General features: G+C 67.3%; 23 protein-coding genes. 3 read left to right on the forward strand and 20 right to left on the reverse strand.

The features are described from left to right. Window positions 1-79: 79 nt before the first annotated feature. Window positions 80-205 carry a hypothetical protein gene (locus ACO2RV_RS03750; RefSeq protein ID WP_423289980.1) on the forward strand — a complete coding sequence of 42 codons (126 nt, stop codon included), beginning with the start codon at window positions 80-82 and terminating at the stop codon, window positions 203-205. 11 nt (window positions 206-216) lie between these two features. On the opposite strand, the gene phnE is transcribed toward ACO2RV_RS03750, so the two are convergent. The 3 genes from phnE to ACO2RV_RS03765 form a co-directional block, all read right to left on the reverse strand. Further along, window positions 217-1,011 carry a phosphonate ABC transporter, permease protein PhnE gene (phnE, locus tag ACO2RV_RS03755; RefSeq protein ID WP_423289982.1) on the reverse strand — a complete coding sequence of 265 codons (795 nt, stop codon included), beginning with the start codon at window positions 1,009-1,011 and terminating at the stop codon, window positions 217-219. Beyond that, window positions 1,004-1,837: a phosphonate ABC transporter ATP-binding protein gene (locus ACO2RV_RS03760; protein WP_423289984.1), complete on the reverse strand. Its 834-nt coding sequence runs from the start codon at window positions 1,835-1,837 to the stop codon at window positions 1,004-1,006. The genes phnE and ACO2RV_RS03760 overlap by 8 nt, the downstream gene beginning before the upstream one ends. A 76-nt stretch (window positions 1,838-1,913) precedes the next feature. Further along, entirely contained in the window at window positions 1,914-2,771 is an 858-nt protein-coding gene (locus tag ACO2RV_RS03765; RefSeq protein WP_423289986.1) for a PhnD/SsuA/transferrin family substrate-binding protein, read from the reverse strand. 108 nt (window positions 2,772-2,879) lie between these two features. Between ACO2RV_RS03765 and ACO2RV_RS03770 the strand changes: the two genes are divergently transcribed. Further along, the gene (locus ACO2RV_RS03770; protein ID WP_423291020.1) at window positions 2,880-4,049 is read left to right on the forward strand and encodes an alpha-D-ribose 1-methylphosphonate 5-triphosphate diphosphatase; all 1,170 of its coding nucleotides are present in this window, start codon (window positions 2,880-2,882) and stop codon (window positions 4,047-4,049) included. Between the two features lie 4 nt (window positions 4,050-4,053). Beyond that, window positions 4,054-4,830, forward strand: a complete 777-nt coding sequence (gene phnF, locus ACO2RV_RS03775) for a phosphonate metabolism transcriptional regulator PhnF (protein ID WP_423289988.1) — start codon at window positions 4,054-4,056, stop codon at window positions 4,828-4,830. A gap of 22 nt (window positions 4,831-4,852) precedes the next feature. Here the strand turns inward: phnF and ACO2RV_RS03780 are convergent, their stop codons facing one another. The 17 genes from ACO2RV_RS03780 to thiC all read right to left on the reverse strand — a co-directional run bounded on the left by ACO2RV_RS03780 (window position 4,853) and on the right by thiC (window position 24,339). Then, window positions 4,853-7,573 (reverse strand): molybdopterin-dependent oxidoreductase, encoded by a 2,721-nt coding sequence (locus ACO2RV_RS03780; protein WP_423289990.1) that lies wholly within the window; start codon window positions 7,571-7,573, stop codon window positions 4,853-4,855. Beyond that, window positions 7,573-9,174 carry a sulfite reductase subunit alpha gene (locus ACO2RV_RS03785; protein WP_423289992.1) on the reverse strand — a complete coding sequence of 534 codons (1,602 nt, stop codon included), beginning with the start codon at window positions 9,172-9,174 and terminating at the stop codon, window positions 7,573-7,575. Before ACO2RV_RS03785 ends, ACO2RV_RS03780 begins: the two co-directional genes overlap by 1 nt. After that, on the reverse strand, window positions 9,171-10,952 hold the full coding sequence (locus tag ACO2RV_RS03790) for a NirA family protein (RefSeq protein ID WP_423291022.1): 1,782 nt from the start codon (window positions 10,950-10,952) through the stop codon (window positions 9,171-9,173). Before ACO2RV_RS03790 ends, ACO2RV_RS03785 begins: the two co-directional genes overlap by 4 nt. Then, window positions 10,952-12,196: an NAD(P)/FAD-dependent oxidoreductase gene (locus ACO2RV_RS03795; protein ID WP_423289994.1), complete on the reverse strand. Its 1,245-nt coding sequence runs from the start codon at window positions 12,194-12,196 to the stop codon at window positions 10,952-10,954. The genes ACO2RV_RS03790 and ACO2RV_RS03795 overlap by 1 nt, the downstream gene beginning before the upstream one ends. Further along, window positions 12,196-12,990: an ABC transporter ATP-binding protein gene (locus ACO2RV_RS03800; RefSeq protein ID WP_423289996.1), complete on the reverse strand. Its 795-nt coding sequence runs from the start codon at window positions 12,988-12,990 to the stop codon at window positions 12,196-12,198. The genes ACO2RV_RS03795 and ACO2RV_RS03800 overlap by 1 nt, the downstream gene beginning before the upstream one ends. A gap of 10 nt (window positions 12,991-13,000) precedes the next feature. Further along, window positions 13,001-13,903, reverse strand: coding sequence for a nitrate ABC transporter permease (ntrB, locus tag ACO2RV_RS03805; protein ID WP_423289998.1), 903 nt, complete (start codon window positions 13,901-13,903; stop codon window positions 13,001-13,003). 50 nt (window positions 13,904-13,953) lie between these two features. After that, a complete protein-coding gene (locus ACO2RV_RS03810) occupies window positions 13,954-15,282 on the reverse strand; it encodes a CmpA/NrtA family ABC transporter substrate-binding protein (protein ID WP_423290000.1) in 1,329 nt (442 codons plus the stop codon). 404 nt (window positions 15,283-15,686) lie between these two features. After that, window positions 15,687-16,838: a CmpA/NrtA family ABC transporter substrate-binding protein gene (locus ACO2RV_RS03815; RefSeq protein WP_423290002.1), complete on the reverse strand. Its 1,152-nt coding sequence runs from the start codon at window positions 16,836-16,838 to the stop codon at window positions 15,687-15,689. Further along, on the reverse strand, window positions 16,835-17,425 hold the full coding sequence (locus ACO2RV_RS03820) for an ANTAR domain-containing response regulator (protein ID WP_423290004.1): 591 nt from the start codon (window positions 17,423-17,425) through the stop codon (window positions 16,835-16,837). Before ACO2RV_RS03820 ends, ACO2RV_RS03815 begins: the two co-directional genes overlap by 4 nt. 145 nt (window positions 17,426-17,570) lie before the next feature. Further along, window positions 17,571-18,326: an arsenical resistance protein ArsH gene (gene arsH / locus ACO2RV_RS03825; RefSeq protein ID WP_423290006.1), complete on the reverse strand. Its 756-nt coding sequence runs from the start codon at window positions 18,324-18,326 to the stop codon at window positions 17,571-17,573. A gap of 11 nt (window positions 18,327-18,337) precedes the next feature. Continuing rightward, entirely contained in the window at window positions 18,338-19,588 is a 1,251-nt protein-coding gene (locus ACO2RV_RS03830) for an MFS transporter (RefSeq protein WP_423290008.1), read from the reverse strand. Next, window positions 19,585-19,914, reverse strand: coding sequence for an ArsR/SmtB family transcription factor (locus ACO2RV_RS03835; RefSeq protein WP_423290010.1), 330 nt, complete (start codon window positions 19,912-19,914; stop codon window positions 19,585-19,587). Before ACO2RV_RS03835 ends, ACO2RV_RS03830 begins: the two co-directional genes overlap by 4 nt. Before the next feature lie 78 nt (window positions 19,915-19,992). After that, on the reverse strand, window positions 19,993-21,075 hold the full coding sequence (gene arsB / locus ACO2RV_RS03840) for an ACR3 family arsenite efflux transporter (protein ID WP_423290012.1): 1,083 nt from the start codon (window positions 21,073-21,075) through the stop codon (window positions 19,993-19,995). Between the two features lie 17 nt (window positions 21,076-21,092). Then, entirely contained in the window at window positions 21,093-21,518 is a 426-nt protein-coding gene (arsC, locus tag ACO2RV_RS03845) for an arsenate reductase (glutaredoxin) (RefSeq protein ID WP_423290014.1), read from the reverse strand. Window positions 21,519-21,528: 10 nt separating this feature from the next. Beyond that, window positions 21,529-22,083: an arsenate reductase ArsC gene (locus ACO2RV_RS03850; protein ID WP_423290016.1), complete on the reverse strand. Its 555-nt coding sequence runs from the start codon at window positions 22,081-22,083 to the stop codon at window positions 21,529-21,531. Then, the gene (locus ACO2RV_RS03855) at window positions 22,076-22,462 is read right to left on the reverse strand and encodes an ArsR/SmtB family transcription factor (protein WP_423290018.1); all 387 of its coding nucleotides are present in this window, start codon (window positions 22,460-22,462) and stop codon (window positions 22,076-22,078) included. Before ACO2RV_RS03855 ends, ACO2RV_RS03850 begins: the two co-directional genes overlap by 8 nt. Window positions 22,463-22,527: 65 nt before the next feature. Continuing rightward, the gene (thiC, locus tag ACO2RV_RS03860; RefSeq protein ID WP_423290020.1) at window positions 22,528-24,339 is read right to left on the reverse strand and encodes a phosphomethylpyrimidine synthase ThiC; all 1,812 of its coding nucleotides are present in this window, start codon (window positions 24,337-24,339) and stop codon (window positions 22,528-22,530) included. Window positions 24,340-24,426 lie beyond the last annotated feature (87 nt).

Here is a 24,426-nt window from a genome sequence, read left to right on the forward strand (position 1 = left end):
GAAATCCCGCGCCCTTCCAGGAGCGCGGGGCGTTCCGCTTCGTTACTGACGATCACAATGCAACATGGAGGATGCGATCATGGCCAAGGGTCAGCTACGCAGCAACAAGGAAGCCAAGAAGCCGAAGAAGATCAAGGAGCCCGCGCCGTCGCCCGCGCTCATCAGGGGCTCGGCCGCGATCGTGCTGCCGAAGAAGAAGGGTTGAGGCGTGGTCATCTACTGAAATTTCGTGCGCAGCCGGTCGGTCAGGAACTCCATCACCAGCACGATGGCGAAGATCGCCAGGATGATGGCGGAGGCGTTTCTGCACTGAAACAGATCGAACGCCACCTTCAGCTCCTGCCCGATCCCGCCCGCGCCAACAAGGCCAAGCACCACCGACGAGCGCACCGCCTTCTCCAGCGCGAAGAGCGAGGAATTGATCAGCGACGGCATGACGTCCGGCAGGATCGCCCCGCATAGCACCGCGACCCGGTTGGCGCCGATGGCCTGAAGCGCCTCCTGGGGCTTCTTGTCGGCCTCCTCCATGGACTCGGCGAAGAAGCGCCCGCAAAAGCCTATCGTGTCGACCACGATGGTCATCGTCCCGGCCACGGCGCCTAGTCCGAGCGTCGACACGAAGAGCAGCGCCCAGACGAGGTCCGGCACCGTACGGAAGAGCGACACGATCGCCTTCACCACATGGCGGAACGCGCCAAGCGGAGAGATGCCACGCGCCGCGAACCACGCCATGGGCAAGCTGATAATCACGCCGAACACCGTGCCGACGAGCGCGATCTGGAAGGTCTCGACGATGCGCCAAAACATGCGCTGCATGAAGGCCGGCTCGGTGTTCGGCGGAAGCATGCGGCCCACGAGGTCGGCCATGCGCGGCGCGCCCGCGGCCAATCGCTCGGGCGAAGGGGCGACCTGCCCGACGGAGGCGAGGAACATGGCGCCGAAGATGACGAGCAGGGTGAACGAAACCGGCGAGATCGACGGCAGCCGCGACGGCAAGGACGGGCTATGCATGGAAGACGCCGTCCATGTCGCGCAATGACACCGCCGAGGTCGGCAGGTCGAAGAACACCCGGCCTCCCTTCAGCGCGACGATGCGGTCGGAGTAGTCAAGCGCATGCTGCATGTCATGCGTCGTGTAGACGAGCGTGATGCCATGCTCGCGCGCGAGGTCGGAGAATATCTGCATGATGTCGCGCCCCACGGCCGGATCAAGGCTCGCCGCCGGTTCATCGGCGATCAGCAGCTTCGGCTTGCGGATCAGCGCCCGGGCGATGGCGACGCGCTGCGCCTGCCCGCCCGAGAGTTCATCGGCACGCGCGCGCGCCTTATCGGCAAGCCGAACCTCCGCGAGAACCTGCATCGCCTCCTCACGCCACATACGGTCTGCCAGGGCGTGATGCCAGGCGCGCCAGCTTCCCGGCAGGCCGAGCTTGCCCTGAATGACGTTGGTGAGTACGGACTGCCGGCTCACAAGACCATGGTTCTGGAACACGAAGCCGATCTGCCGCCGCAGCCGCTGAAGCTGCACCGGCGTCGGCGCCGCCGAGAAGCTCTCGCCGAGCGTCATGATCTCGCCCTCGCTCGACGGCAGCAGGCCGATCAGGCATTTCAGAAGTGTCGACTTGCCTGCACCGTTGGAGCCGATCAGCGCGACCCGCTGGTCCGCGCGAATGTCGAGCTGCACCCCCGCGAAGACGGACGGCCCCTTCGGGTAACTCTTGCCGAGGCCGTGGGTGCGAATGATCTGCGCGCCGTTCGGCGGCCGCGCCGGCGTGTGCGCCGGCGGCACGTTCACGGCGGCGGCCTGTCTCAGGGCGTCTTGCAACGCGGCATCCATGTGTTGCCCCTCGGTGCGGCGCCAAAATAGGAGAGCACCGGACAAGCGCGTGCTTGTCCGGCCTCGGAAGACGGGATCACTCGACGAAGGAGTTGAAGCTCTCGACACCGATGGTGCGGTACATCGAGCGGACATAGTCGTAGTCGCTGTCCTTGATGTCGGTGATGAAGATGCCGCCCTTGAACTTCTTGTTGTCCTCGCCTTCCAGCACGGCGCTCATCAATTCGTTGCCATGCTTGAGGAACGCCTCGCGGACCTTCACGAAGGTTTCCTCCGGAATGTCCTTGCGGGCTACGAGGATGTCGTTCGGCAGGTCGCGGCCGCGCGCCACCACGGCGAAGGCCGCGTTCGGGAATGCTTTGCGGATCGCGTTGAGGTGGCCGAAGTTCAGGCCCATGGCGGCGATGTCACCGCGAATGAGCGCTTCCGCCGCCACGTTGCGCGAGATGATCACGCCCTCATAGTCCTTGCCATAGACGAGGCCCTGGTCGGCAAGTGCCTGCGCCGGCCCCAGATGCTGCGAGGTCGAGCCCACCGACCCGAACGCGATCTTCTTGCCCTTAAGGTCGCCGAGCGTGCGGATCGGGCCGTTCGCCAGAACCGCGATCTGGGCGAAATAATCGGGACGCTGCCACGCGACGACGATACGCGGATCGCTGAGCTGCTTCATGATGACGTATTCGGCCGGGCCGGTGAGCACCAGCTCGACATGGCCGGCATTCATCGCCTCCACGGCGGCGGTACGCGAGCTGACGGGGATCAGCTCGATATCAAGACCGGTCTTCTCTTCCAGGGCCTTCTGGAACGGACCGAACTCCTGCTGGAGGGCCTCGAGCCCCTCAATGTCCGTTACTGCGAAGCGAACCGGCTCCGCCATGGCGGAGAAGGCGGTCACCAGGGAGATGGCGAGGGCGGGAACAAGCCTGCGAAACATTTTCTGCCCCTTGCTGTATAGACAGGATGTCTTTCGATTGCTTATCTGTATAGACAGCGAATGACGAGTTCGTGACATGGATGACGACAGGGCGGCGGGTGTGCGGTGATGGCGTGGCGGATTGAAAACGGCTCGACGCTGGTCGATGGTCGATGGTGCGACGGCCCGCTCTATATCGCCGGCGCGGGCCTGGCACCGGCGATCGATGGCGCGCGCCGCCTCGATGCTTCGGGGCTGCTGATCTTACCGGGTATCGTCGATATCCATGGCGACGCGTTCGAGCGTCACATCATGCCCCGCCCGGGCGTGCGCTTCGACACCAAGCTCGCGCTGCTGGACACCGATCGCCAGCTCGTCGCGAACGGAATCACCACGGCTTTCCACGGCGTCACCGTCTCGTGGGAGCCCGGCCTTCGCTCCGCCGAGGCGGCGCAGGCGTTCGTGCAGACTCTTACCGAGTTGCGCGACACGCTGGCCTGCGACACACGCCTGCATCTGCGCTGGGAGACCTTCGCGCTCGACGAAGCGGTGCAGGTGGCCCGGTGGCTGGAATTGTCGCCTGCGCCTATCCTCGCCTTCAACGACCACACGACAGGTTCGGTGCTGAAGGGCACCATAGCTCGCAAGATCGGCCAGATGGCCGAACGTTCAGGCGTCAGCCGCGACGACTACATGGCGCTGCTCGACCGCGTCTGGAGCCGTCGGGATGCGGTTCCCGCCGCCATTGAGGGCCTTGCCGCCCGTGCGCGAGCACACGGCAATGTCCTGCTCGCTCACGACGAAGCCTCGCCTGGAGAGCGGACCCGCTTCCGCGCGCTGGGAGCCGCATCGTCGGAATTCCCGTTGACGCTGGACACGGCGGAAGCTGCCCGCGCGGTGGGCGAGGACGTCATCCTGGGCGCTCCCAATGTCGTGCGTGGCGGCAGCCATAACGGCGCGCTCGATGCGGGCGACGCGGTCCGCCGGAATCTGTGTACCGTCCTCACCAGCGACTATCATTATCCTTCCCCGCTCTACGCGGCGTTCACACTGGCCGGCGGCGACCTGGACAAGCTGGCGAGCCTCTGGCCGCTCGTCTCGGGCAATCCCGCGCGGGTGGCGCGGCTGGCGGACCGCGGCAGCCTCCGCTGCGGCCAGCGCGCTGATCTCATCCTCGTCGATGCTGCCGATATGTCCCACCCGCAGGTGGTGGCGACGATCGTCGCCGGCGAAATCGTCTATGCTCGCCGAGCGCTTGATCGAGACCTGATGTCCAATCTCGCGCATGCCGCGGAGTGAAAGCGTGAACAGAAGCGTGAGGCCTCCGTCCGGCCGATCGGGCGACGTATCCGGCTTCGACGGTTTGGTCTTCCGTCCCCGCACCGACACGCCCATCTGGCAGCAGATCTACGCCTACATACTGGCATTGATCGACAGCGGCTGCCTGCAGGCCGGGAGCCAGCTTCCCGGCGAGGTTCATCTTGCCGAAAAGCTCGGGGTCACGCGCATCACGCTGCGCCGCGCCTTGCAGCAGCTCCAGCAGGAGGGCCATCTCACCTCGCGCAAGGGCGTCGGCGTCTTCGTGCGCAGCCTGCCCTCGGCACTGATCGTGCGCGACGGCAGCCGTTTCGCGGAGAGCCTGCGTGCGGACGGCAAGAATGTCTCCACCCAGACGCTTTTTCTCGATCGGGAACCCGCCGATGCCGAAATGGCGGCCCAGCTGCGATCGCCTGTGGGATCGCCGGTCATCCGGCTGCGACGCGTGCGCAGTGCCGATGGCCAGCCGATCTACATCAGCACCAAGGTTTTCCCCGCCGACCGGCTTGCCGATTTCGAGGTGGTCTACGCACGGCGCCAATCAGTGACCGACGCCTTTGTCGCACATGGCATTCAGAAGTACCGGCGGGTCGAGACACGTATCAGCGGAGGCTTCGCGACCGCCGAGGAGGCGCACCTGCTCCAGCTCACGCCCGGCACCCCGGTCTTCCGGACCAGCTCGATAAACGCGGATGCCTCAGGCAACCGCATCGAATGGGCGCGAGGGTGCTGGCTGCTGACCTCCGTCGACTTCGTCTTCTGAGCCCGGCGGAGGCCAGGCCGGCTCATCGCGCCGCCAGCATTCGCCTGATCTCCGGAATGCAGGAGCCGCATCCGGTCCCTGCCTTGAGCACGGCGCCGACCGTCGCGAGATCAGCCGCGGCATCGGCGCCTATGAGCTGAGCCACGGCCTGGTCCGTCACGCCATGGCAGGCGCACAATATGGCGCCGCAGGAGGGCGAGGCGCCCGACTTGCCGGACAGCACGCCGCGACGCTCCGCCGGTGGCAGAGCCCCATCGTTGAAGAGACGCAAAGGCGTATGCCAGTCGAGCCGCGCCTCGGCGGGTTCGGTGAAGGCAATCGTGTCGATGACGCCGAGCGCGTCGAAGGTGGCGAGACGATAGCGCCCGGCGTGATGGTCCTCATAGACCACCGTCCGGCCATCCTCCCCCGACAGATCGAGCCATGACGCCAGCCAGTCGCGCGGCGAGCCCGCACTGGCGAGGAAATGCGCCTGCCCGCCGGCAATCGCCGTGCGCGCCCACCAGTCGGCCGGCGGCGCGCCCCGGCGGCGCCGGGACAGCACGAAACCACGGAACGGCAGATCGACCCGCGCGAGTGTGACCGGCGTCGCCTTGGCCTCGGGCTGTCCGGAGAACGGGTCGGTCTCACCGGAGACCAGTGCGCCGACGCGCCCGCTGGACGAGGTCGCGGCGCTCCAATGGATCGGCGCGAAGACCGTTCCAGCCGACTGCCCGGGCTCGACATGCGCTTCGAGGACAGCGGAGCCGTGGCGGGAAGCGATCCGCACGAGCCCACCCTCGCCGATACCGAGCCGGGCGGCATCGGCCGGATTGATCTCGACGAAGGGAACCGGCCGATGGGCACCGAGCCGAGGGCTGAGCCCGCTGCGGGTCATGGTGTGCCATTGGTCACGCGTGCGGCCGGTGTTGAGCAGGAAGGGGGAATTCTCATCCACAGCGTCGGCGAGAGCCGGCACCGCCGACACGATGAAGCGCGCCTTGCCGTCGGGAGTATAGAACCGCCCATCGGCAAAGAAACGCTTCGCCGAGACGTCTCCCAGATGGTGCATCGGCCATTGCACCGGCTTGAGGCCGTCGAACGCCGCCTCGTCCATCCCCACCAGCCCGGACAGGTCGAAGTCGCGCGCGCCGTCATTCTCGAACGCCGAGAGCGCGGCATGCTCGCGAAACACATCCCCCGCCGAGCGCCACGCGAAGGCCGAGCCGTGGCCGAGGCGCCGACCGACCTCGGCAACCGCCCACCAATCCGCCTTCGCCTCCCCCGGCGGCGGCAGGAAACGCCGCTGCCGCGAGATGCGCCGCTCAGAATTCGTGACCGTGCCGTCCTTCTCGCCCCAGGCAAGCGCGGGAAGCACGAGGTGCGGGTGGCAGTCCAGCGTGTCGTTGATCGCGACATTGTCGGAGACGACGAGGAAATCGAGCTGGCTCAAAGCCTCCCGTACCATGTCCGCGCGCGGCAGGCTGACGGCGGGATTCGTGCCCATCACCCACAGCGCCTTCACCTTGCCGGCGGCGATGGCGTCGAACAGAGCGACCGCCTTCAGTCCTTCGCGCGTCGCCATTCGTGGCGCCTGCCAGAAGCGGCGCACACGATCGACATTCTCCGGCGCGAAATCCATATGCGCGGCCAGCTGGTTGGCGAGGCCGCCAACCTCGCGTCCACCCATCGCATTGGGTTGGCCGGTGAGCGAGAACGGACCCATGCCGGGCCGGCCGATGCGCCCGGTCACGAGATGGACATTGATGATCGCGTTCACCTTGTCGGTGCCCTGCGCCGACTGGTTCACGCCCTGCGAGTAGCAGGTGACGACCCGTTCGGTGCCGGCGAACAGCCGGTAGAAGGCGGAAAGGTCATCCTCGCCGATGCCGGTCTGCGCCGCGACGGCTTCGACATCAGGGGCCAGGCGACGCGCCGCCTGCAACGCTTCCGCGAAGCCGGAAGTATGGGTGGCGACGAAGTCCTCGTTGAGCGCCCCCTGGTCGGCAAGCCAGACGAGAAGGCCGGAAAACAGGATGGTATCCGCTCCCGCCGCCACCGGCAGGAAAAGATCCGCCTCGTCGCCGGTGGCCGTGCGGCGCGGATCGATCACCACCACCCGTGTGCCGCGCTTTACCCGCGCGGCCTCGATGCGGCGGAACAGGACCGGATGGCACCAGGCGGCATTGGAACCAACGAGCACCACAAGATCGGCCTCGTCGAGGTCCGCATAGACGCCGGGAACCGTATCCGAGCCGAAAGCGCGGCGATGGCCGGCAACGGAGGACGCCATGCACAGGCGCGAATTGGTGTCGACATTGGCCGTGCCGAGGAAGCCTTTCGCGAGCTTGTTGGCGGCGTAGTAATCCTCGGTCAGCAATTGCCCGGAGAGATAGAACGCGACGGAATCGGGGCCGTGCCGGGCAATCGTATCGGCGAAAGAGTTGGCGATGCGGTCGAGCGCCTCGCCCCAACCGACACGATGCAGGCCGCCATCCATGCCGCGCGCCATCGGGTGAAGCAGGCGCGTCTCCAGCCCCAGCGTCTCGCCCAGCGCCGTCCCCTTCGAACAGAGGCGGCCGAAATTCGCGGGATGTTCGGGATCGCCCGCGATGGTCGCTCCACCAGAGTCGTCCGGGGTCGCCAGCACGCCGCAGCCGACCCCGCAATAGGGGCAGGTGCTGCGGATCGCGGACGCCGTCCGGTTCAAGGTTGGATCAGGCGGCGCCAGTGCCGCCGGCCTTATGGGACCAGGCGCGTTCATCAATAGACATCCGCCTGGTAGCGCCCGGCCTTCTTGAGCGCGGCGACATAGGCGAGCGCCGCCTCGGTGCCGTGCCCGCCATGGGCGGCGGCGATGTCGACGAGCGCGTGCTCGACGTCCTTCGCCATGCGCTTGGCGTCGCCGCAGATATAGAAATGAGCCCCCTGCTCGATCCATGCCCAGAGATCCGCACCCACCTCGCGCATGCGGTCCTGCACATAGACCTTCTCCGCGCCGTCACGTGACCAGGCGAGCGTCAGCCGGGTAAGGTGGCCGGTGGCGCGCATGCCGGCGAGTTCGTCCTCATAGAAGAAGTCGCAGTCGCTGCGCTGATGGCCGAAGAACAGCCAGTTGCGGCCCGGCGCGTTCGTCGCGAAGCGTTCCCACAGGAAGGCGCGGAACGGCGCCACGCCGGTGCCGGGACCGACCATGATGACCGGCACCGACGGATCGGCAGGCAGCGCGAAGCCGTGCGCCTTCTGCACATAGGCGCGCAACTCGGCGCCCTCATCGAGGCGGGCGGCGAGGAAGGTCGAGCCGACGCCGATCCGCGTGCGCTCTCCGACGCGGTAACGCACCGCGTCGACGGTAAGCGCCAGGCGACCCGGCGTCGCCTTGGGACTGGAGGAGATGGAATAAAGCCGGGGCTGCAATGGTTCCAGCGCTTCAACCAGCACTTCGGGGGCGATGCGCGGACGGCCGAACTTCTCCAGCGCCGCCAGCACATCGAGCGTCGCGAGGTCGCCGTCCGGATCTTCCCCGGCCGCAAGCGCGCGGGCCTTGCGGCGCATCTCGCCGCCGGTGTGGTAGGTGAGCAGGTGGAACAGCCCGTCAGGCGCGGCGCCGAGCGAGACATCCCGCGCCAGCACGTCGGCGGCGGCTCGCTCGCCGATCACGTCCTGCCCCGTGCTCCCCAGCGCCTCCATCACGGCGGAGACGAGACTGGGATCGTTCTGCGGGAAGATGCCGAAGCTATCGCCTACCGCATAGTCGAGCCCGGCGGCGGAGAGGTCGAACTCGACGTGCCAGGTTTCCTTTTCCGAGGTGCCCTTGTTAAGCCTGCGGCGCGAGACCAGCGTGACGAGCGCGGGATTGTCGCGCGTTATGCCGGGGACGCTCGGGGCAGCAGAGGGTTCAGCGATGGTGGTGGATGCGGGCCCGCCATCGAGCTCGGCAGCCAGCGTCTTCAGCATGCGCATCGTATCCCTGCCGCCGGGCGCGCAGAGATTGAGCTTGCCCTCCTTGCCGCTGGCAATGGCCGCGGCATAGCTCTCGCAGACATAGCCGCACTGGCCGCAATCCTGCTGGGCCATGGCCGCCATCATCCGGCGCGCCAGCGGACGCCCTTCGGCGAGCTTCATGCGCTCGTCCAGCGGCATGGCGGGGTCGTGCCAGGCGGCACCGTCGTCAGCCTCGGCGGCGGACAGGATCGCAGCATTCTCGGCCGGCGACAGTTCGCTCACCCCGCCCGGCAGCCCCTGCGGAACGAGGATGCCGGCGAAGAAGCCGTTCAGCCAGGCGCGCTGCTCCTCCGAGAAGGGTGCGGTTTCAGGGAAGAAGGAGATCGCCGGCGGGGCGGAGAGCGATGTCGGTGCGTTCATTCCGCGACATCCTCGACAAGCGCGCGCAGCGCCTCGGGCTCAAACCGGCGCGTGAAGCCGGCGAGCGTTTCGGTTGCATCGGCGCGATGGGCAAGCCAGGCCTTAAGCAGATGCTCGACCCGCGCCGGCGCGTCCTCCGCCGTCACGTCACGCCAGAGCTCGCGGCCGATATGGCCGTCCGAACCGAAACCACCCCCGACCACGACATGATAGCCGGCAACCGTGCTGCCTTCCTCATTCACCGGCACGCGGGCGCCGACGAGGCCGATGTCGCCGATGTAGTGCTGGGCGCAGGAATGATGGCAGCCGGTGACGTGGATATTCACCGGCAGGTCGATGGCGACCCGTGCCTCGCAATGCCGGGCAATCGCCTCCGCGGTGGCCTTGGTATCGGCATTGCCGAACTTACAGCCCGCCGCCCCGGTGCAGGCGACGAGACCGGCGCGGATCGCGGTGGCACGGGTGGACAGGCCGATCGCCTCCGCTGCCGCCTCGACAAGCCCGACATTCTCATCGGCGACGCCGGAGAGGACGAGGTTCTGCCAGACGGTGAGCCGCAGATCGCCGTCGCCGAGGTCACGAGCGATACGTGCAAGACCGCGCATCTGCTCGACGGTCATCCTGCCGACGGGAAGCACGACGCCGATCCAGTTCAGCCCCGGCTGCTTTTGCGGATAGACGCCGATATGGGCGAGGCGGTCCACCTCGGGACGCGGCGCCACGGCTTCGGCCGGCACGCGGGTCAGCTTTGCGCCGAGCCTGTCCTCGACGGCGGCGAGGAATTTCTCGAAGCCCCAGGCGTCCAACACATATTTCAGCCGCGCCTTCCTGCGGTCGGTGCGATCGCCATTGTCGATGAAGACGCGCACGACGGCATCAGCCACCCGCGTCGCGTCCTCCGGCCTCACGATCACGCCGGTATCGCGCGCGAGATCGAGATGGCCGGTGATGCCGCCAAGCACGAGGCGGAACCATATGCCCGGCTCGACATTGCCGCCCGCACGCACCTCCACCGCCTGGAAGCCGATGTCGTTAGTGTCCTCCAGCGCGCCGATGCGCCCGCCGCCGTCGAAGGCGACGTTGAACTTGCGCGGCAGGCCGTAAAGCGAACGGTCCGCGAGGATGTGATGGTGCCATTCCAGCGCATAGGGGCGGGTGTCGAGGAGTTCCTGCGGATCGATGCCGGCGGTGGGGCTGCCGGTAACGTTGCGGATATTGTCGGCGCCGGAGCCGCGCGAGGTGAGGCCGAGGCCGATGAGCGCTTCCAGCACGGCAGGGCCGTCCGTCGCGGGGATTTCGCGGATCTGCAGGTTGGCGCGGGTCGTCACGTCGCTATAACCGCCGCCATGGGTCGCGGCGATGTCGGCGACACCGGCAAACTGCCAGTGCTTCAGAATGCCATTGGGAATCCGTAGCCGACACATGAAGCTGTCCTGCGTCGGTGCCACATAGAACAGGCCATGGAACTTCCAGCGGAAGACATCGATCCCCTTGGGAAATACGCCTTCCCGCGCATGCTGCTTCATGCGGGCATAGGAATCGAGCCCGAGTTCCTCGCGCTTGGCCTTCTCCTCATTCACCAGTTTGCGGCCCTCGGCCTCGGTACGGGCCATGGCGCGCAGTGCCGCAGCCTCCGGCCCGGTATATTCCGCTGCGGCCGGACGGGGCGACGCGGCGGGCGCTCCACCCGCGAGGCCGCCGATCGCACGGGTGGCGGCGACACCACTGGCGAAGCCTTCCAGATAGCGCTTCTGCTCCGGGGTGAAGTCGGTGCCCATCACGCGGCCTCCGCGGTGTCGGAAAGGGGATCGCTCAGGAAACTGCGGCCGAAGGCGAGATCGGCGCGCTGGCGGCCGATGTCGCGGCCGGAACGGATGAGATCGAGATAGAAGCCGCCATCGGCGGTGTCGCCGAACAGCACCGCGCCGAGGAGACGCGTGGCATCTGCCTCCTGTCGCAGCACGAGGCGGCGATAAAGGCCGAGGCCGGGATCGGACAGCACGATGTCCTGCGTGCCGGCCCCGCCATCGAAGTCCCCGGCGGAGAAGACGCGAACGCCGGAGACCTTCAGATTGGTCGACACAGTGCTGCCGGCATAGGCGGCCTCGGCGCCGGCAAGACGCGCGGCCAGCACCCGCGCCTGTTCATAGGCCGGCTCGACCAGACCGTAGACCTGACCGCGATGCTCGGCGCATTCGCCGATGGCGTGAATGCGTGGGTCGCTCGCCGCAAGGCCGTCATCCACCAGCACGCCACGATTGCAGGCGAGGCCGGCCGCGCGGGCGAGATCGGCGTTCGGCCGCACGCCGCAGGCGACGACCACCAGATCGGCGGGCAGGACTCGCCCATCGGCGAGGCGCAATCCGCAGACGCGGTCCTCACCTTCGATGGCCTGCGTCGAAGCCCCCAGCAGGACCTCGATGCCCCGCGCCTCGACGGCACGGCGGAGCAGCGCGGCGGCGCGGGCATCGAGCTGGCGCTCCATCAGCCGGTCGGCGAGGTGGATCACCGTGGTTTGGGCCCCGGCACCGGCGAGGCCGGTGGCGGCCTCCAGCCCCAGCAGGCCGCCACCGATGACGATCGCCCGCGTGCCGCGGCTGGCGGCGGCAAGCAGCGTTCCGACATCCGCCATGTCGCGAAAGGCGGTAACGCCGGGAAGCGTCATGCCGGGCAGCGGCAGGCGCACCGGGTGGGAGCCGGTGGCGAGCACCAGCTTGGCGTAGGGAAGGAAGGTGCCATCGGCGAGCACGACACGACCCGCCGCGCGGTCGATGGCGACAGCCGGGCGGTCATAGACCAGGGTGATGCCGCGCGCCGCCCACCACTCGGCCGGGCGCAACACGAGGTCGGACGCCTCCACCTCCCCTGCGAGCAGCGAGGAGAGCAGCACGCGGTTATAGGCGAGGCGCGGTTCGGCACCGATCACGCCGACGGCGTAGCGGCCGAGGCAACGGCCGGCGAGTTCCTCGCAGAGCTTCGCCGCGGCCATGCCATTGCCGATGATGACGAGGGGCTCGCTCATCACGCCGCTTCCACCAGGCGGTGACGCTCATAGAGAAATTTGAGCACCGTCTCGCGGCATCGCAGATAGATCGGGTCGGCGACGAGATCGAGCCGGCGGCGCGGGCGCGCCAGCGGCACGTCGAGCACCTCGCCGATGCGGGCGGCAGGGCCGTTGGACATCATCACGATGCGATCGGAGAGCAGCACCGCCTCGTCGACGTCGTGGGTGATCATGATGACGGTGTTGCCCAGCGCCGCATGGATCTGCATCACGCTGTCCTGCAAATGCGCGCGGGTCAGAGCGTCGAGAGCGCCAAAGGGCTCGTCGAGCAGCAGCACTTTCGGCTCCATGGCCAGCGCGCGCGCAATGCCCACGCGCTGCTTCATGCCGCCGGAAATCTCCGACGGGCGCCGGTCCTTCGCGTGCACCATCTGCACGAGATCGAGATTGTGCAGCGTCCAGTCGTGACGCTCCGCCCGGCTCTTGCGGCCGGAGAACACCTTGTCCACGGCGAGGCGCACATTGTCGTAGACGGTGAGCCACGGCAGCAGCGAGTGGTTCTGGAACACCACGGCGCGGTCCGGGCCGGGGCCGTCCACCTGCCGGCCTTCGAGGATGACGCCGCCGGCGCTCGCCGGGGTGAGCCCGGCGACGATGTTGAGCAAGGTGGACTTGCCGCAGCCGGAATGGCCGATGATCGAGATGTACTCGCCCCTGGCAACGTCGAGCGAGACTTCCCTCAGCACCTCGGTGACGTTGCCGCCGCGGATGAAGGACTTGTCGATGTGGTCGAACTTGAGATAGGCGCTCATCGGTCCCTCCTCAGGCGGCCTGTGTGCCGCGGGTAGCGAAGGCGCCGATGCCGGCGACGAGGCGGTCGAGGATGAATCCGACCACGCCGATATAGGCCAGCGCCACGATGATGTCGGACAGGCGTGAGGAGTTCCACGCGTCCCAGATGAAGAAGCCGATGCCGACGCCGCCGGTCAGCATCTCCGCCGCCACGATAGCGAGCCAGGAGAGACCTATGCCGATGCGCAGCCCGGTGAAGATGTAGGGCGCCGCCGCCGGCAGCATGATCTTCCAGAAGAACTCCAGCGGGTTGAGCCGCAGCACCTGAGCGACGTTACGATAGTCCTGCGGAATGTTACGCACGCCGACGGCCGTGTTGATGATGATCGGCCAGATCGCGGTGATGAAGATCACGAAGATCGCCGACGGATTGGAATCGCGGAAGGCGGCGAGTGCGATCGGCAGCCAGGCGAGCGGGGGTACGGTGCGCAGCACCTGGAAGATGGGATCGAGTCCACGCATCGCCCATACCGACTGGCCGACCGTCACGCCGAGCCCAACTCCGATCACCGCCGCGAGGCCGAAGCCCACGGCAACACGCTGCAGCGAGGTGAGCACCCGCCAGCCGAGCCCGATATCCTGCGGCCCGTAGACGAAGAACGGATCGACGATGAGCTCGCGCGCCTCGCTCCAGATGGTCGAGGGCGGCGGCAGCGTGGCACCGGGGCTCGCACACAGCATCTCCCACAGCCCGAGCAGCAGGACGAGCACCAGCGCCGGCGGCACGATGGCCACCGCCAAGCCCTTGCCGAGCGTGGCGAGACGTCCAGCCACCATCGGCCGCGCCGGCGCGGCAAGACGGACGACTTCAGCGCTGACGATCGGATCCCTGCGCGGCGACGGCGCCGCGCTCTTGAGGACAGTGAGCGACATGGTTGGCTCCTTATGTGTCGTCGGACGCCTCCGGAACGGGAGGCGACGGGTCAGGCCACGCGCTTGATGTCGAGGCTGGCGAGGTAGGCGGTCGGGTTGTCGGGATCGAAGACCTTGCCGTCGAAGAAGGTTTCCTTTCCGCGAGAGGACGAGGTGGGGACCTCGGCCGCCGGCACGCCCAGCGTTCGGGCCGCCGCCCGCCAGAGGTCCTCGCGGTTCACCTTGTCGACCAGTGCCTTGACGTCGACGGTGGGTTCGAACCGGCCCCAGCGGATGTCCTCGGTGACGAACCAGGCGTCGTGGCTCTTGAAGGGGTAGGAGGCGAAGTCCTGCCAGAACTTCATGTACTGGTCGGAGCCCTTCACGTTCCTGCCGTTACCATAGTCGATGTCGCCCTTCAGCCGGCCGGCGATGTCGGCGACGGGGACGTTGAACCACTGGCGCTTGCTGACGATCTCGGCGAGTTCCTGCCGGTTCTCCATCCGGTCGCACCATTGCTGGGCTTCCATGACGGCCATGAGGATCGCCTGGGTCGCCTTCGGATTGGCGTCGACGAAGTCGGCACGCATGCCGAGCGCCTTCTCGGGATGGTGCTGCCAGATTTCGCCGGTGGTGCAGGCGGTGAAGCCGATGCCCTGGTTGACGAGCTGGGCATTCCAGGGCTCGCCGACGCAGAAGGCGTCCATGTTGCCCACCTTCATGTTCGCCACCATCTGCGGCGGCGGCACGACGATGGTGGAGACGTCCTTGTCCGGGTCGACGCCGGCGCTCGCCAGCCAGTAGCGCAGCCACAGATCATGCGTGCCGCCCGGGAAGGTCATGGCGACCTTCACCTCCTTGCCGGCCGCCTTCTTCGCGGCGAAAGCGGCCTTCAGCGCCGCGGCATCGGTGCCGACCTTGAGATCCTTGTACTCGTTGGAAACCGAGATGCCCTGCGCGTCGAGATTGAGCCGCGCGAGGATGTACATCGGCGTCGGCACATTGTTCTGCGTCACCTTGCCGGCGGAGATGAGGTACGGCATCGGTGAGAGAATGTGCGCACCGTCAATGCCGTTGGCGCTGCCGCCGAGCACGAGATTGTCGCGGGTGGCGCCCCAGGAAGCCTGCTTCACCACCTCGACATCGGGGACGCCATATTTGGCGAACAGGCCTTTTTCCTTGGCGATGATGAGGGGAGAAGCATCCGTCAGCGCGATATAGCCGAGCGTCGCCTTGGTGGTTTCCGGCGTGTCGGCATGCGCGGAAGGCACGCCACCGGGAAAGGCGAGGCCAATCGCATCGAGGAGTGCCGCGGTGCCGAGCGTGGCGACAGAGCCCTTCAGCAGCGAGCGGCGGGACAGGCCGCGGGTGGAGCGATGCGGGAGAAAGAGTTTGGCCATGGAGCCCTCGGAACCGTTGTTTCGAGAAGCCACGCCCCGACATTCAGGGATCCGAGCGCGGCGATGAAATGCGCACAAAACAGCCGACCCTGACGGCATGTGCCGTCACGGAGTCAGCGTCGCTGCTGCAAGCCCATCGTCGGGCGTAATCGGAAAATGACCCCGGTCATCGTTGGCCGGCGGCGAGAACTTATATTCACGAAGCGTGCCAACCCGCCTCGGCGACGCCTGTATCGAATTCATCCAATGTGAATTCAACGACTTGCCACGAATAGCCGCGCGTGACGGCGCATCCCCTGCCACCCACGCCGGGACATGCGGCATGCCAATATAGCGCGCACAAGTGCGCCCATTGTGCCGCGATCATGTGCAGCGCCGCAGACTGGGCGGAGAGTCCAAGGCGCTCAACCCGCCTTCACCCGAGCGAGATAGCCGGGGATATCCTCCGTGGTGAAGGGCTCGCCGAAGCGCGTGCGCACCGGGTCGGCGCCCGGCGCAACCCCGCCGCCGGCAAGCCCGGTCGCAGCGTCGTAAAGGTCCGGGCGATAGACCGCTGCCGCCTGTTCGGCCACCGCCGCGCTGTAGCTCGTCTGGCCGGCGCGCACCATCTGCGCGTAGATCCACAGCGCATGTGCAGGTTCGGGCCGGTTGGCGCCGTCGCGGTGCATGACGAGGAAGCCCGCATCGGACCGCGAGGCGCCTTCTCGCGTGGCATGGAGCCGACCTTCAAGGGCGCCGCGCAGCATGTCCGTCGGCAGGTCGAGATGGCGCGGCTCGGCCAGCAGGGCGGAGAGGTCGCCGAGCGCCTCGGGCGTCTCGCACCAGCGGGCCGCCGCATCGAGCGCGCGAACCAGCCGGCGCAGCACCTCCGGCTCGGCCTGGGCGAACCGGGCGTGCACGCCGAGCACCTTCTCCGGCGCCCAGCCGAACACCTCCGACCCGAGCAAGGCGATGCGCCCGGCGCCCGCCGCCACCGCGACGCTGTTCCATGGCGAGCCGACGCAGAAACCGTGAATCAGCCCCGCGCGCAGGCTCTCGACCGTGTAGGAAGGCGGCACGACAACGAGCCGCACGTCGCGGTCCGGATCGAGCCCGCCGGCGGCGAAGACATGCCTCAGCATGAAGGCGTGGGCGGAGAAGGGATAGACCGAGGAGAAGGTCAGCGGCTCGTGACCCCTCGCCTGTCCCGCCCGCACCACGCGCGCCAGCGCCCGCGCCGTTCCCTCCCCGGTCGAGAGGTCCTCGCCGGTTTCGGCCATCGCGTCGTGCAGATCGTTGCTGACGGTGAAGGCATTGCCGTTGAGGTTCAGCGCGAAGGGCGCGACCAGAGGCACCCTGACATGACCGAGGCCGAGCGAGGAGGCGATGGCGAGCGGCGCCAGCATATGGGCGCCATCGAGCAGGCCGACATTCACCTTGTCGCGAATATTGGCCCAGGACACCTCGCGATGCAGGTCGATCTCCAGCCCTTCGGCGGCGGCGAAGCCACGCTCGGCGCACGCGATCAACACGGCAGCGTCGGTGAGTGGGATGAAGCCGATGGCGAGGCGGGTCATTTCAGCAGCTCCGCCGCGGTGATGATGGACTGGGCAATGTCGACGATGCGCTTCTTCTCGTTCATCGCGGTCCGGCGCATCAGCGCATAGGCCTTCTCCTCATCGAGATCCTTCAGCTTCATGAGGATGCCCTTGGCGCGATCCACGATCTTGCGCTCCTCGAGCTGGGTGCGGGTCTGCTCGAGTTCCTGCTTGAGCCGGGCGAAGGCGCGAAAGCGGCTGATGGTCATGTCGACGATCGGCTTTACGCGCTCCTTCTTCAGCCCATCGACGATATAGGCGGAGACGCCCGCCTCGATGGCCGCCTCGATGGTCGAGGAATCCGACTGGTCGACGAACATGGCAACCGGGCGTTTCACTTCGCGGCTGACATGGAACATCTGCTCGACGACGTCGCGCGAGGGGGCCTCGAGATCGATGACGATGACGTCGGGATCGATGGCGTGCAGGCGCGCCAGCAGGTTCTGGTGCTCAGGCAGGCGCAGCACGTTGAGATAGCCGGCCTCGCGCAGTCCTTCCTCGAGGATGGCGGCCCGCAAGGGGCTTTCGTCCACGATGACGATCTTGAGATTAGTGTCGACCGTCATGCCACCGCGAAAACTTGTACCGCATCGAAAACCCCGTCGCAGCATGCAAGGCGGGGGCCATCCGTGCGGCTGCGGTCACCGCCATGGACCGCCGTATGCGCGTCACCGGCAGTCTAGCTCAGACCGGTGGGGAACGCTCACGGCATCACCGAGACCCGACCGTTCCCGCCATGGCGATGGTCGAAAGATCCGCTTCCGCCGCCACCGCCAGCTTCCTGGCGGCTTCGCGTCGCTCGCTGTAGCGACTGGTGAAGTAGTCCCGGCGATCGCGCGTCAGCAGGGTGAACTTCATCAGTTCCTCCATCACGTCGACCACGCGGTCGTAATAGGGCGACGGCTTCATCCGCCCGGCCTCGTCGAATTCCTCGAACGCCTTGGCGACCGAGGACTGGTTGGGGATGGTGATCATCCGCATCCAGCGGCCGAGCACGCGCAGCGTATTGACGGCGTTGAAGGACTGCGAGCCGCCCGAGACCTGCATCACCGCCAGCGTGCGCCCCTGGGTGGGGCGGATGCCGCGATATTCCAGCGGCAGCCAGTCGATCTGGCACTTGAACACGCCGGTGACGGTGCCGTGCCGCTCCGGGCTGCACCAAACCTGGCCTTCCGACCATTCCGACAGCGCCCGCAGTTCCTGCACCTTGGGATGGTCCGCCGGCACGGCGTCCGGCAGAGGCAGGCCGGAGGGATCGAAGATGCGCGTTTCCGCCCCCATGGCGGTCAAGAGACGCGCAGCTTCCTCGACCAGCAGCCGGCTGTAGGAGCGCGTGCGCAGCGAGCCATAGAGCAGAAGAATGCGCGGCGGGTGCGTCATCGGCGTGGCCGGCGCCAGCTTGCCGGCATCCGGCCGGTCGAAATGATCGGGGTCGAGCGCGTCGGTGAAGTCATCGAATGTGTTCATCACGAAGAACCTCAGATCGCGGCGGCGCGGCGCGACAGGAAGGCGGCGAGCCAGAAGCCGGCGGCGAGCAGCAGCGTCAGGAAGATGATCGTCATGAGGACCGCATCATAGGAACCCGACAGCGACCAGATGAGCGCGGCGCCGAGCGGGGCGAGCGCGCGGGAGATCGTGCTCGGCGCCGACATCGCCCCGTTCACCGCGCCATAAGCCTCGCGGGTGAGCATTTCCGGCACGGACAGCCCCCGCACGATGGTGGTGATGCCGTTGGCTCCGCCATAGAGCAGCGCCACGAGCGCGATGAGCATGAAGCTCGGCGGCAGCACATCGAGCGCGACGAGGGTCAGCGGAAAGATCGCGACGGTGAAGGAACCGATCACCCGCACCGGCGCGCGCGGCGCGAACACCCAGATGGCGATGCGCCCCGCCACCTGCGCCGGGCCGATCAGCGTCATGGCGGCAACCACCGAGGCCGTCTCGAATCCCTTCTCCACCAGCAGGGGATAGAGATGGAAAGTGAAGGCCGAGAACGCCGCGGAATAAGCGGTGAAGGCCACCGCCAGCGCCCAGAACACCGGCTGGCGCGCCGCCCACGCCACCGCCGCCCTTCCGCTCAGCGCCGGCAGGCCGCTTGAGGCGCGGTGCACCGGCGCATCGGCGGCGGGGTCGATCACCGACCAGTAGCAGCCGGCGCAGACGAGAATGTTGACCGCCGCCAGCACCATGAGCGCGTCGCGCCACCCCACAGTGTCGAGCAGCACCTGCACCAGCGGGATGAACACGGTCGAGGCGAAGCCACCCCACAGCGTCAGCGCCGTGATCCCCGCCCGCGCATGCAACGGGCCCGAACGGCGGGCGATGACGGCGAAGGCCGGATCGTAAAGCGTCGCCGCCTGCAGAGCGCCGATGCCGGCCACCGCGACATAGAACAAAGCGAGGCTCTGGACTTGCGACCACAGCACGAAGAGCAGCCCGGCCAGCACCGAGCCGATGGTCATGATCGCGCGGCCATGACCGCGGTCGATGGCGGCGCCGATCGGATAGGCCGCCAGCCCCGCCAAAGCGAGGCCGAGCGTCGCCGCGCCGTAAAGCGCGGTCTTTGACCAGCCCAACTCATGGCCCATCGCCTCGGCGATCAGCGGGAAGCTGTAATAGAGCGAACCCCAGGAGCAGACCTGCCCGATGCCCAGGCCGGTGACGAACAGGCTGCGCGCGCCGGGCGGGCGATGCTCCCCGGCGCCAGAGGCGAGAACGTTGCCGCTCATGAAGAGGCGCTCGCACCGGCGGATAGGCCCCCGCCGCAGCCTTCATCCTCACAGCATTCGTCGGCGAGATAGCCGACCAGTGCGTTCATTGCCGGATAATGTGCGCGGCAGATCAGGCTCGTCGCCTGCCGCTCCTGCGTCACCAGCCCGGTGTCGACGAGGCGCCGCAAATGGTGCGAGAGCGTCGAGGCGGCGCTGCCGATGCGCTCCTGCAATCCGCCGACCGGCAGGCCGGCATGGCCCGCACGGACCAGCGTCCGGTAGATCTGCAGGCGCGTCGGGTTGCCGAGCGCCTCAAGCTGGCGGGATGCTTGTTCGATATTCATCGAAATAAGCTATGCGGCGCGGCAGAGTGCCGTCAATGGCTATTTCGATAGCTATCGAAATATTCAGCCTCCCCGGTCTCACCCGGCGCGCGGTGCCGTGGCGGGGAACCAGCGACCGCCGAGCCGCAGGGCGACCTGCACCAGCAGGATCAGTACCGGCACCTCCACCAGCGGCCCGATGACGGCGGCGAAGGCGACCTGTGAGCCGAGGCCGAAGGCGGCGATGGCGACCGCGATGGCCAGCTCGAAATTATTGCCGGCGGCGGTGAAGGCGATCGCCGTGGTGCGGGGATAATCCGCCTCGATCAGCCTGCCCATGGCGAAGCTGATGAGGAACTGGACGACGAAATAGATCGTCAGCGGAATGGCGATCATCACCGCGTCCATCGGCAGGCGCACGACGTCGCCGCCCTTGAGGCTGAACATGGCGACGATGGTGAACAGAAGCGCGCCGAGCGTGATCGGGCTGATCTTCGGCAGGAACACCTCGGCATACCAGTCCGCCCCCTTGCGGGCGATGAGCAGGCGGCGGGTGAGGAAGCCGGCGAGGAAGGGAATGCCGAGATAGATCAGCACCGCTTCGGTGATGGTCCAGAAGCTGACATCGACCACGCTGCCCTGCAGCCCGAAAAGCGGCGGCAGCACCGCGAGGAACAGCCAGGCATAGGTGGAGAAGAACAGGATCTGGAAGATCGAGTTGAAGGCGACCAGCCCGGCGACATACTGGTTGTCGCCGCAAGCCAGCTGGTTCCACACCAGCACCATGGCGATGCAGCGGGCGAGGCCGATGAGGATCAGCCCGGTCATGTATTCCGGGTGGTCGCGCAGGAAGATCACCGCGAGCGCGAACATCAGGGTGGGGCCGATCAGCCAGTTCTGCACCAGCGAGAGCAGCAGTATCCGCCGGTCGGCGAACACCCGGTGCAGTTCCTCATAGCGCACCTTGGCGAGCGGCGGGTACATCATCAGGATCAGGCCGATGGCGATCGGGATGTTGGTGGAGCCGACCGAAAGCGTGTTCAGCGCCTCCGGCAGGCCGCTGAACGCCGTGCCGAGCCCGACGCCGAGCGCCATCGCCGCGAAGATCCACACGGTGAGATAGCGGTCGAGGAAGGACAGCCGCGCGGCCGGCCGGGGCGTGATCGCCAAGGTCTGGGACATGAAAGCTCCGGTTCGGTTCAGGTGGCGCGGTGGCCGTGGGCGTCGATGACGAGCTCGCCGTCTTCCTTGCGGAATTCGCCGCGCTGGGGAGCGTCGATGAGGTCCAGCACCGCCTCCGAGGGGCGGCACAGCTTCACGCCGCGCGGGGTGATGACGATCGGGCGATTGATCAGGATCGGGTGGGCCATCATCGCGTCGAGCAGCGCGTCATCGGTGAGAGACGGGTCGCCCAGGCCCAGTTCGGCATAGGGCGTGCCCTTCTCGCGCAGCAGCTCGCGCACGGTGATGCCCATACGAGAGATGAGCGACACCAGTTCGTCGCGGCTCGGCGGGGTCTTCAGATATTCGATGACGGTCGGCGTGAGGCCGGCATTGCGGATCAGGCCGAGCACGTTGCGCGAGGTGCCGCAGGCGGGGTTGTGGTAGATGGTGACATCGGTCATCGAGGGTTCCTCAGGCCACGTCGCGCCGGGGCGCGGTCGCGCCCTCGCTGCGGCCGATCTCATGCAGCCTGGCGCCCAGCGTCATCGTGTCGAGGCTGCGGATCGGCAGGGCGGCGAAAGTGGCGATGCGGTTCTTGAGGTAGCGGAAGGTGCGCGCAAACGCCGCCTCCTTCTGGACATCGGTCCCCCCGACGGCGGCGGGATCCTCAATGCCCCAATGTGCGGTCATCGGCTGGCCCGGCCACACCGGGCAGGTCTCGCCCGCCGCGTCGTCGCAGACGGTGAAGACGAAATCCATCACCGGCGCGTCGGGCGCGGCGAACTCGCTCCAGCTCTTCGAGCGCAGGCCGTCCGTCGGATAGTCGAGGCTGCGCAGCGTCGTCAACGCCAGCGGGTTCACCTCGCCCTTGGGCTGGCTGCCGGCGGAGAAAGCCCGGAAGCGTCCGTGCCCATCCTTGGCCAGGATCGATTCAGCGAGGATCGACCGGGCGGAATTGCCGGTGCAGAGAAACAGCACATTGTAGATGTGGCCGGCGTTCTGGCCGGGCAGCGTCTGATCAGCCATGGCGCGCCTCCTTGGCGGCTTGGGTGTCTGCACCTTGCCCCTCGGCGGAGCAGCAGGGCTGAAGATCGGCGATCAGCGGGGCACAGATCTCGGGCTTGCCGCCGCAGCAATCCCTGAGGATGAAGGACGCGAGGTCGCGTACCGCGTCCAGTTGCGCGCGATAGATGATCAGGCGGCTCTGGCGCTCCGCCACGATCAATCCGGCCCGCGCGAGAATGCCGAGATGGGTGGAGAGCGTGTTGTGCGGCACGTCCAGCTTTCGCGCGACCTCGCCCGCCGCGAGGCCCTCGGGCTCGTGGGCCACGAGCAGCCGGAAGACATCGAGGCGGGTCGACTGAGAGAGTGCCGCGAAGGCCAGAAGCACTTTATTCGTGTCCATATGTCGACGATACACGACACATAGACATTGATCAAGTGGACCGACCCTCGCGGTGCCTCGCCCTGTCAGGTCAGGGGGAGATAGATCTGCCCGGCCTCGCGGTATTTCTCCGCCATTGCCGCCATGCCCTCTTTCTGCGCCTCGGCCCGAATGTCGTGGGAGATGCGCATGGAGCAGAATTTCGGCCCGCACATCGAGCAGAAATGCGCGACCTTGTGCGCCTCCTTCGGCAGCGTCTCGTCGTGCATGGAGCGCGCGGTATCGGGATCGAGGGAGAGGTTGAACTGGTCCTCCCAGCGGAACTCGAAGCGCGCGCGGGACAGCGCGTCGTCACGCAGGCGCGCGGCGGGGTGGCCCTTGGCGAGATCGGCGGCATGGGCGGCGATCTTGTAGGTGATGACGCCCACTTTCACGTCGTCGCGGTCCGGCAGGCCCAGATGCTCCTTCGGCGTGACGTAGCAGAGCATCGCCGTACCGAACCAGCCGATCATCGCCGCGCCGATGCCGGAGGTGATGTGGTCATAGCCCGGCGCTATGTCGGTGGTCAGCGGCCCGAGCGTGTAGAACGGCGCCTCGCCGCAGACGCTAAGCTGCTTGTCCATGTTGGCCTTGATCTTGTGCATCGGCACATGGCCGGGCCCCTCGATCATCACCTGGCAATCCCTGGCCCAGGCGATCCGGGTGAGTTCGCCCAGCGTCCCCAGCTCGGCGAACTGCGCGGCGTCATTGGCATCGGCGATGGAGCCGGGGCGCAGCCCGTCGCCGAGCGAGAACGAGACGTCATAGGCGCGGCAGATGTCGCAGATCTCCGCGAAATGCTCATAGAGGAAGCTCTCGCGGTGATGGGCAAGGCACCACTTCGCCATGATCGAGCCGCCGCGCGAGACGATGCCGGTCACCCGGTCGACGGTGAGCGGGATGTAGGCGAGCCGCACGCCGGCATGGATGGTGAAATAGTCCACGCCCTGCTCGGCCTGCTCGATCAGCGTGTCGCGAAACACTTCCCAGGTGAGATCCTCGGCGATGCCGCCGACCTTCTCCAGCGCCTGGTAGAGCGGCACGGTGCCGATCGGCACCGGCGCGTTGCGCAAGATCCAGTCGCGGATGTTGTGGATGTTGCGCCCGGTGGAGAGGTCCATCACCGTGTCGGCGCCCCAGCGGATCGCCCACACCATCTTCTCCACCTCCTCGGCCATGGAGGAGGTGACGGCGGAATTGCCGATATTGGCGTTGATCTTGACGAGGAAGTTGCGGCCGATCGCCATCGGCTCGGCTTCCGGATGGTTGATGTTGGCGGGGATGATCGCGCGCCCGCGCGCCACCTCCTCGCGCACGAATTCCGGCGTGACGAAATCGGGAATCGCCGCGCCGAAGCTCTCGCCATCCCGCGCCGCTGCCGCGCGCATCTGCTCGCGGCCGAGATTCTCGCGGATCGCGACGAACTCCATCTCCGGCGTGATGATCCCGGCGCGGGCATAGGCGAGCTGCGTCACCGCCCGCCCGCCGGCCGCCTTCAAGGGCCGATGGCGCACCGGAAATTCCGGCGTCGCCCGCTCCCCGGCGGCAAAGCCGTTGTCCTCCGGCTTCACATGCCGCCCGTCATAGGCGGCGACATCGCCGCGCGCCGCGATCCATGATGCGCGCAGGCGCGGCAGGCCCGCCTCGATGGCGACGCGGGCCGTGGGGTCGGTATAGGGGCCGGAGGCGTCATACACCGTCACCGGCGGCTCGCCGGCGCTGGGATGCACGGCGATCTCGCGCATCGGCACACGGATATCGGGGTGCAGCGTGCCGGGCTTGAACACCTTGGTGGAGGCCGGCAGCGGGCCGGTGGTGACAATCGGCGTCGGGGTATTCGTCGTCGGAAGGATCGTCATGGGTCGAGGCTCCTCGCAAACAGCATGGAGACCCAGCTCTGACAGGAAGGATAAGGGAGATTCCCCCGCAACAGGGGGAATCGGCCG

Source organism: Ancylobacter sp. VNQ12, from assembly GCF_049445835.1.
Lineage (GTDB): Bacteria > Pseudomonadota > Alphaproteobacteria > Rhizobiales > Xanthobacteraceae > Ancylobacter.

Coding starts and splice junctions, on each gene's coding strand:
- arsC (WP_423290014.1), bottom strand. CDS start 21,518: ATGACCGATGTCACCATCTACCACAACCCCGCCTGCGGCACCTCGCGC.
- ACO2RV_RS03850 (WP_423290016.1), bottom strand. CDS start 22,083: ATGGCTGATCAGACGCTGCCCGGCCAGAACGCCGGCCACATCTACAAT.
- ACO2RV_RS03770 (WP_423291020.1), top strand. CDS start 2,880: ATGGCGTGGCGGATTGAAAACGGCTCGACGCTGGTCGATGGTCGATGG.
- ACO2RV_RS03820 (WP_423290004.1), bottom strand. CDS start 17,425: ATGACGGTCGACACTAATCTCAAGATCGTCATCGTGGACGAAAGCCCC.
- phnE (WP_423289982.1), bottom strand. CDS start 1,011: ATGCATAGCCCGTCCTTGCCGTCGCGGCTGCCGTCGATCTCGCCGGTT.
- ACO2RV_RS03855 (WP_423290018.1), bottom strand. CDS start 22,462: ATGGACACGAATAAAGTGCTTCTGGCCTTCGCGGCACTCTCTCAGTCG.
- ACO2RV_RS03795 (WP_423289994.1), bottom strand. CDS start 12,196: ATGAGCGAGCCCCTCGTCATCATCGGCAATGGCATGGCCGCGGCGAAG.
- ACO2RV_RS03815 (WP_423290002.1), bottom strand. CDS start 16,838: ATGACCCGCCTCGCCATCGGCTTCATCCCACTCACCGACGCTGCCGTG.
- ACO2RV_RS03750 (WP_423289980.1), top strand. CDS start 80: ATGGCCAAGGGTCAGCTACGCAGCAACAAGGAAGCCAAGAAGCCGAAG.
- ACO2RV_RS03810 (WP_423290000.1), bottom strand. CDS start 15,282: ATGGCCAAACTCTTTCTCCCGCATCGCTCCACCCGCGGCCTGTCCCGC.
- ACO2RV_RS03765 (WP_423289986.1), bottom strand. CDS start 2,771: ATGTTTCGCAGGCTTGTTCCCGCCCTCGCCATCTCCCTGGTGACCGCC.
- arsH (WP_423290006.1), bottom strand. CDS start 18,326: ATGAACACATTCGATGACTTCACCGACGCGCTCGACCCCGATCATTTC.
- ACO2RV_RS03780 (WP_423289990.1), bottom strand. CDS start 7,573: ATGAACGCGCCTGGTCCCATAAGGCCGGCGGCACTGGCGCCGCCTGAT.
- ACO2RV_RS03830 (WP_423290008.1), bottom strand. CDS start 19,588: ATGAGCGGCAACGTTCTCGCCTCTGGCGCCGGGGAGCATCGCCCGCCC.
- ACO2RV_RS03800 (WP_423289996.1), bottom strand. CDS start 12,990: ATGAGCGCCTATCTCAAGTTCGACCACATCGACAAGTCCTTCATCCGC.
- arsB (WP_423290012.1), bottom strand. CDS start 21,075: ATGTCCCAGACCTTGGCGATCACGCCCCGGCCGGCCGCGCGGCTGTCC.
- ntrB (WP_423289998.1), bottom strand. CDS start 13,903: ATGTCGCTCACTGTCCTCAAGAGCGCGGCGCCGTCGCCGCGCAGGGAT.
- ACO2RV_RS03760 (WP_423289984.1), bottom strand. CDS start 1,837: ATGGATGCCGCGTTGCAAGACGCCCTGAGACAGGCCGCCGCCGTGAAC.
- ACO2RV_RS03790 (WP_423291022.1), bottom strand. CDS start 10,952: ATGGGCACCGACTTCACCCCGGAGCAGAAGCGCTATCTGGAAGGCTTC.
- thiC (WP_423290020.1), bottom strand. CDS start 24,339: ATGACGATCCTTCCGACGACGAATACCCCGACGCCGATTGTCACCACC.
- ACO2RV_RS03785 (WP_423289992.1), bottom strand. CDS start 9,174: ATGAACGCACCGACATCGCTCTCCGCCCCGCCGGCGATCTCCTTCTTC.
- ACO2RV_RS03835 (WP_423290010.1), bottom strand. CDS start 19,914: ATGAATATCGAACAAGCATCCCGCCAGCTTGAGGCGCTCGGCAACCCG.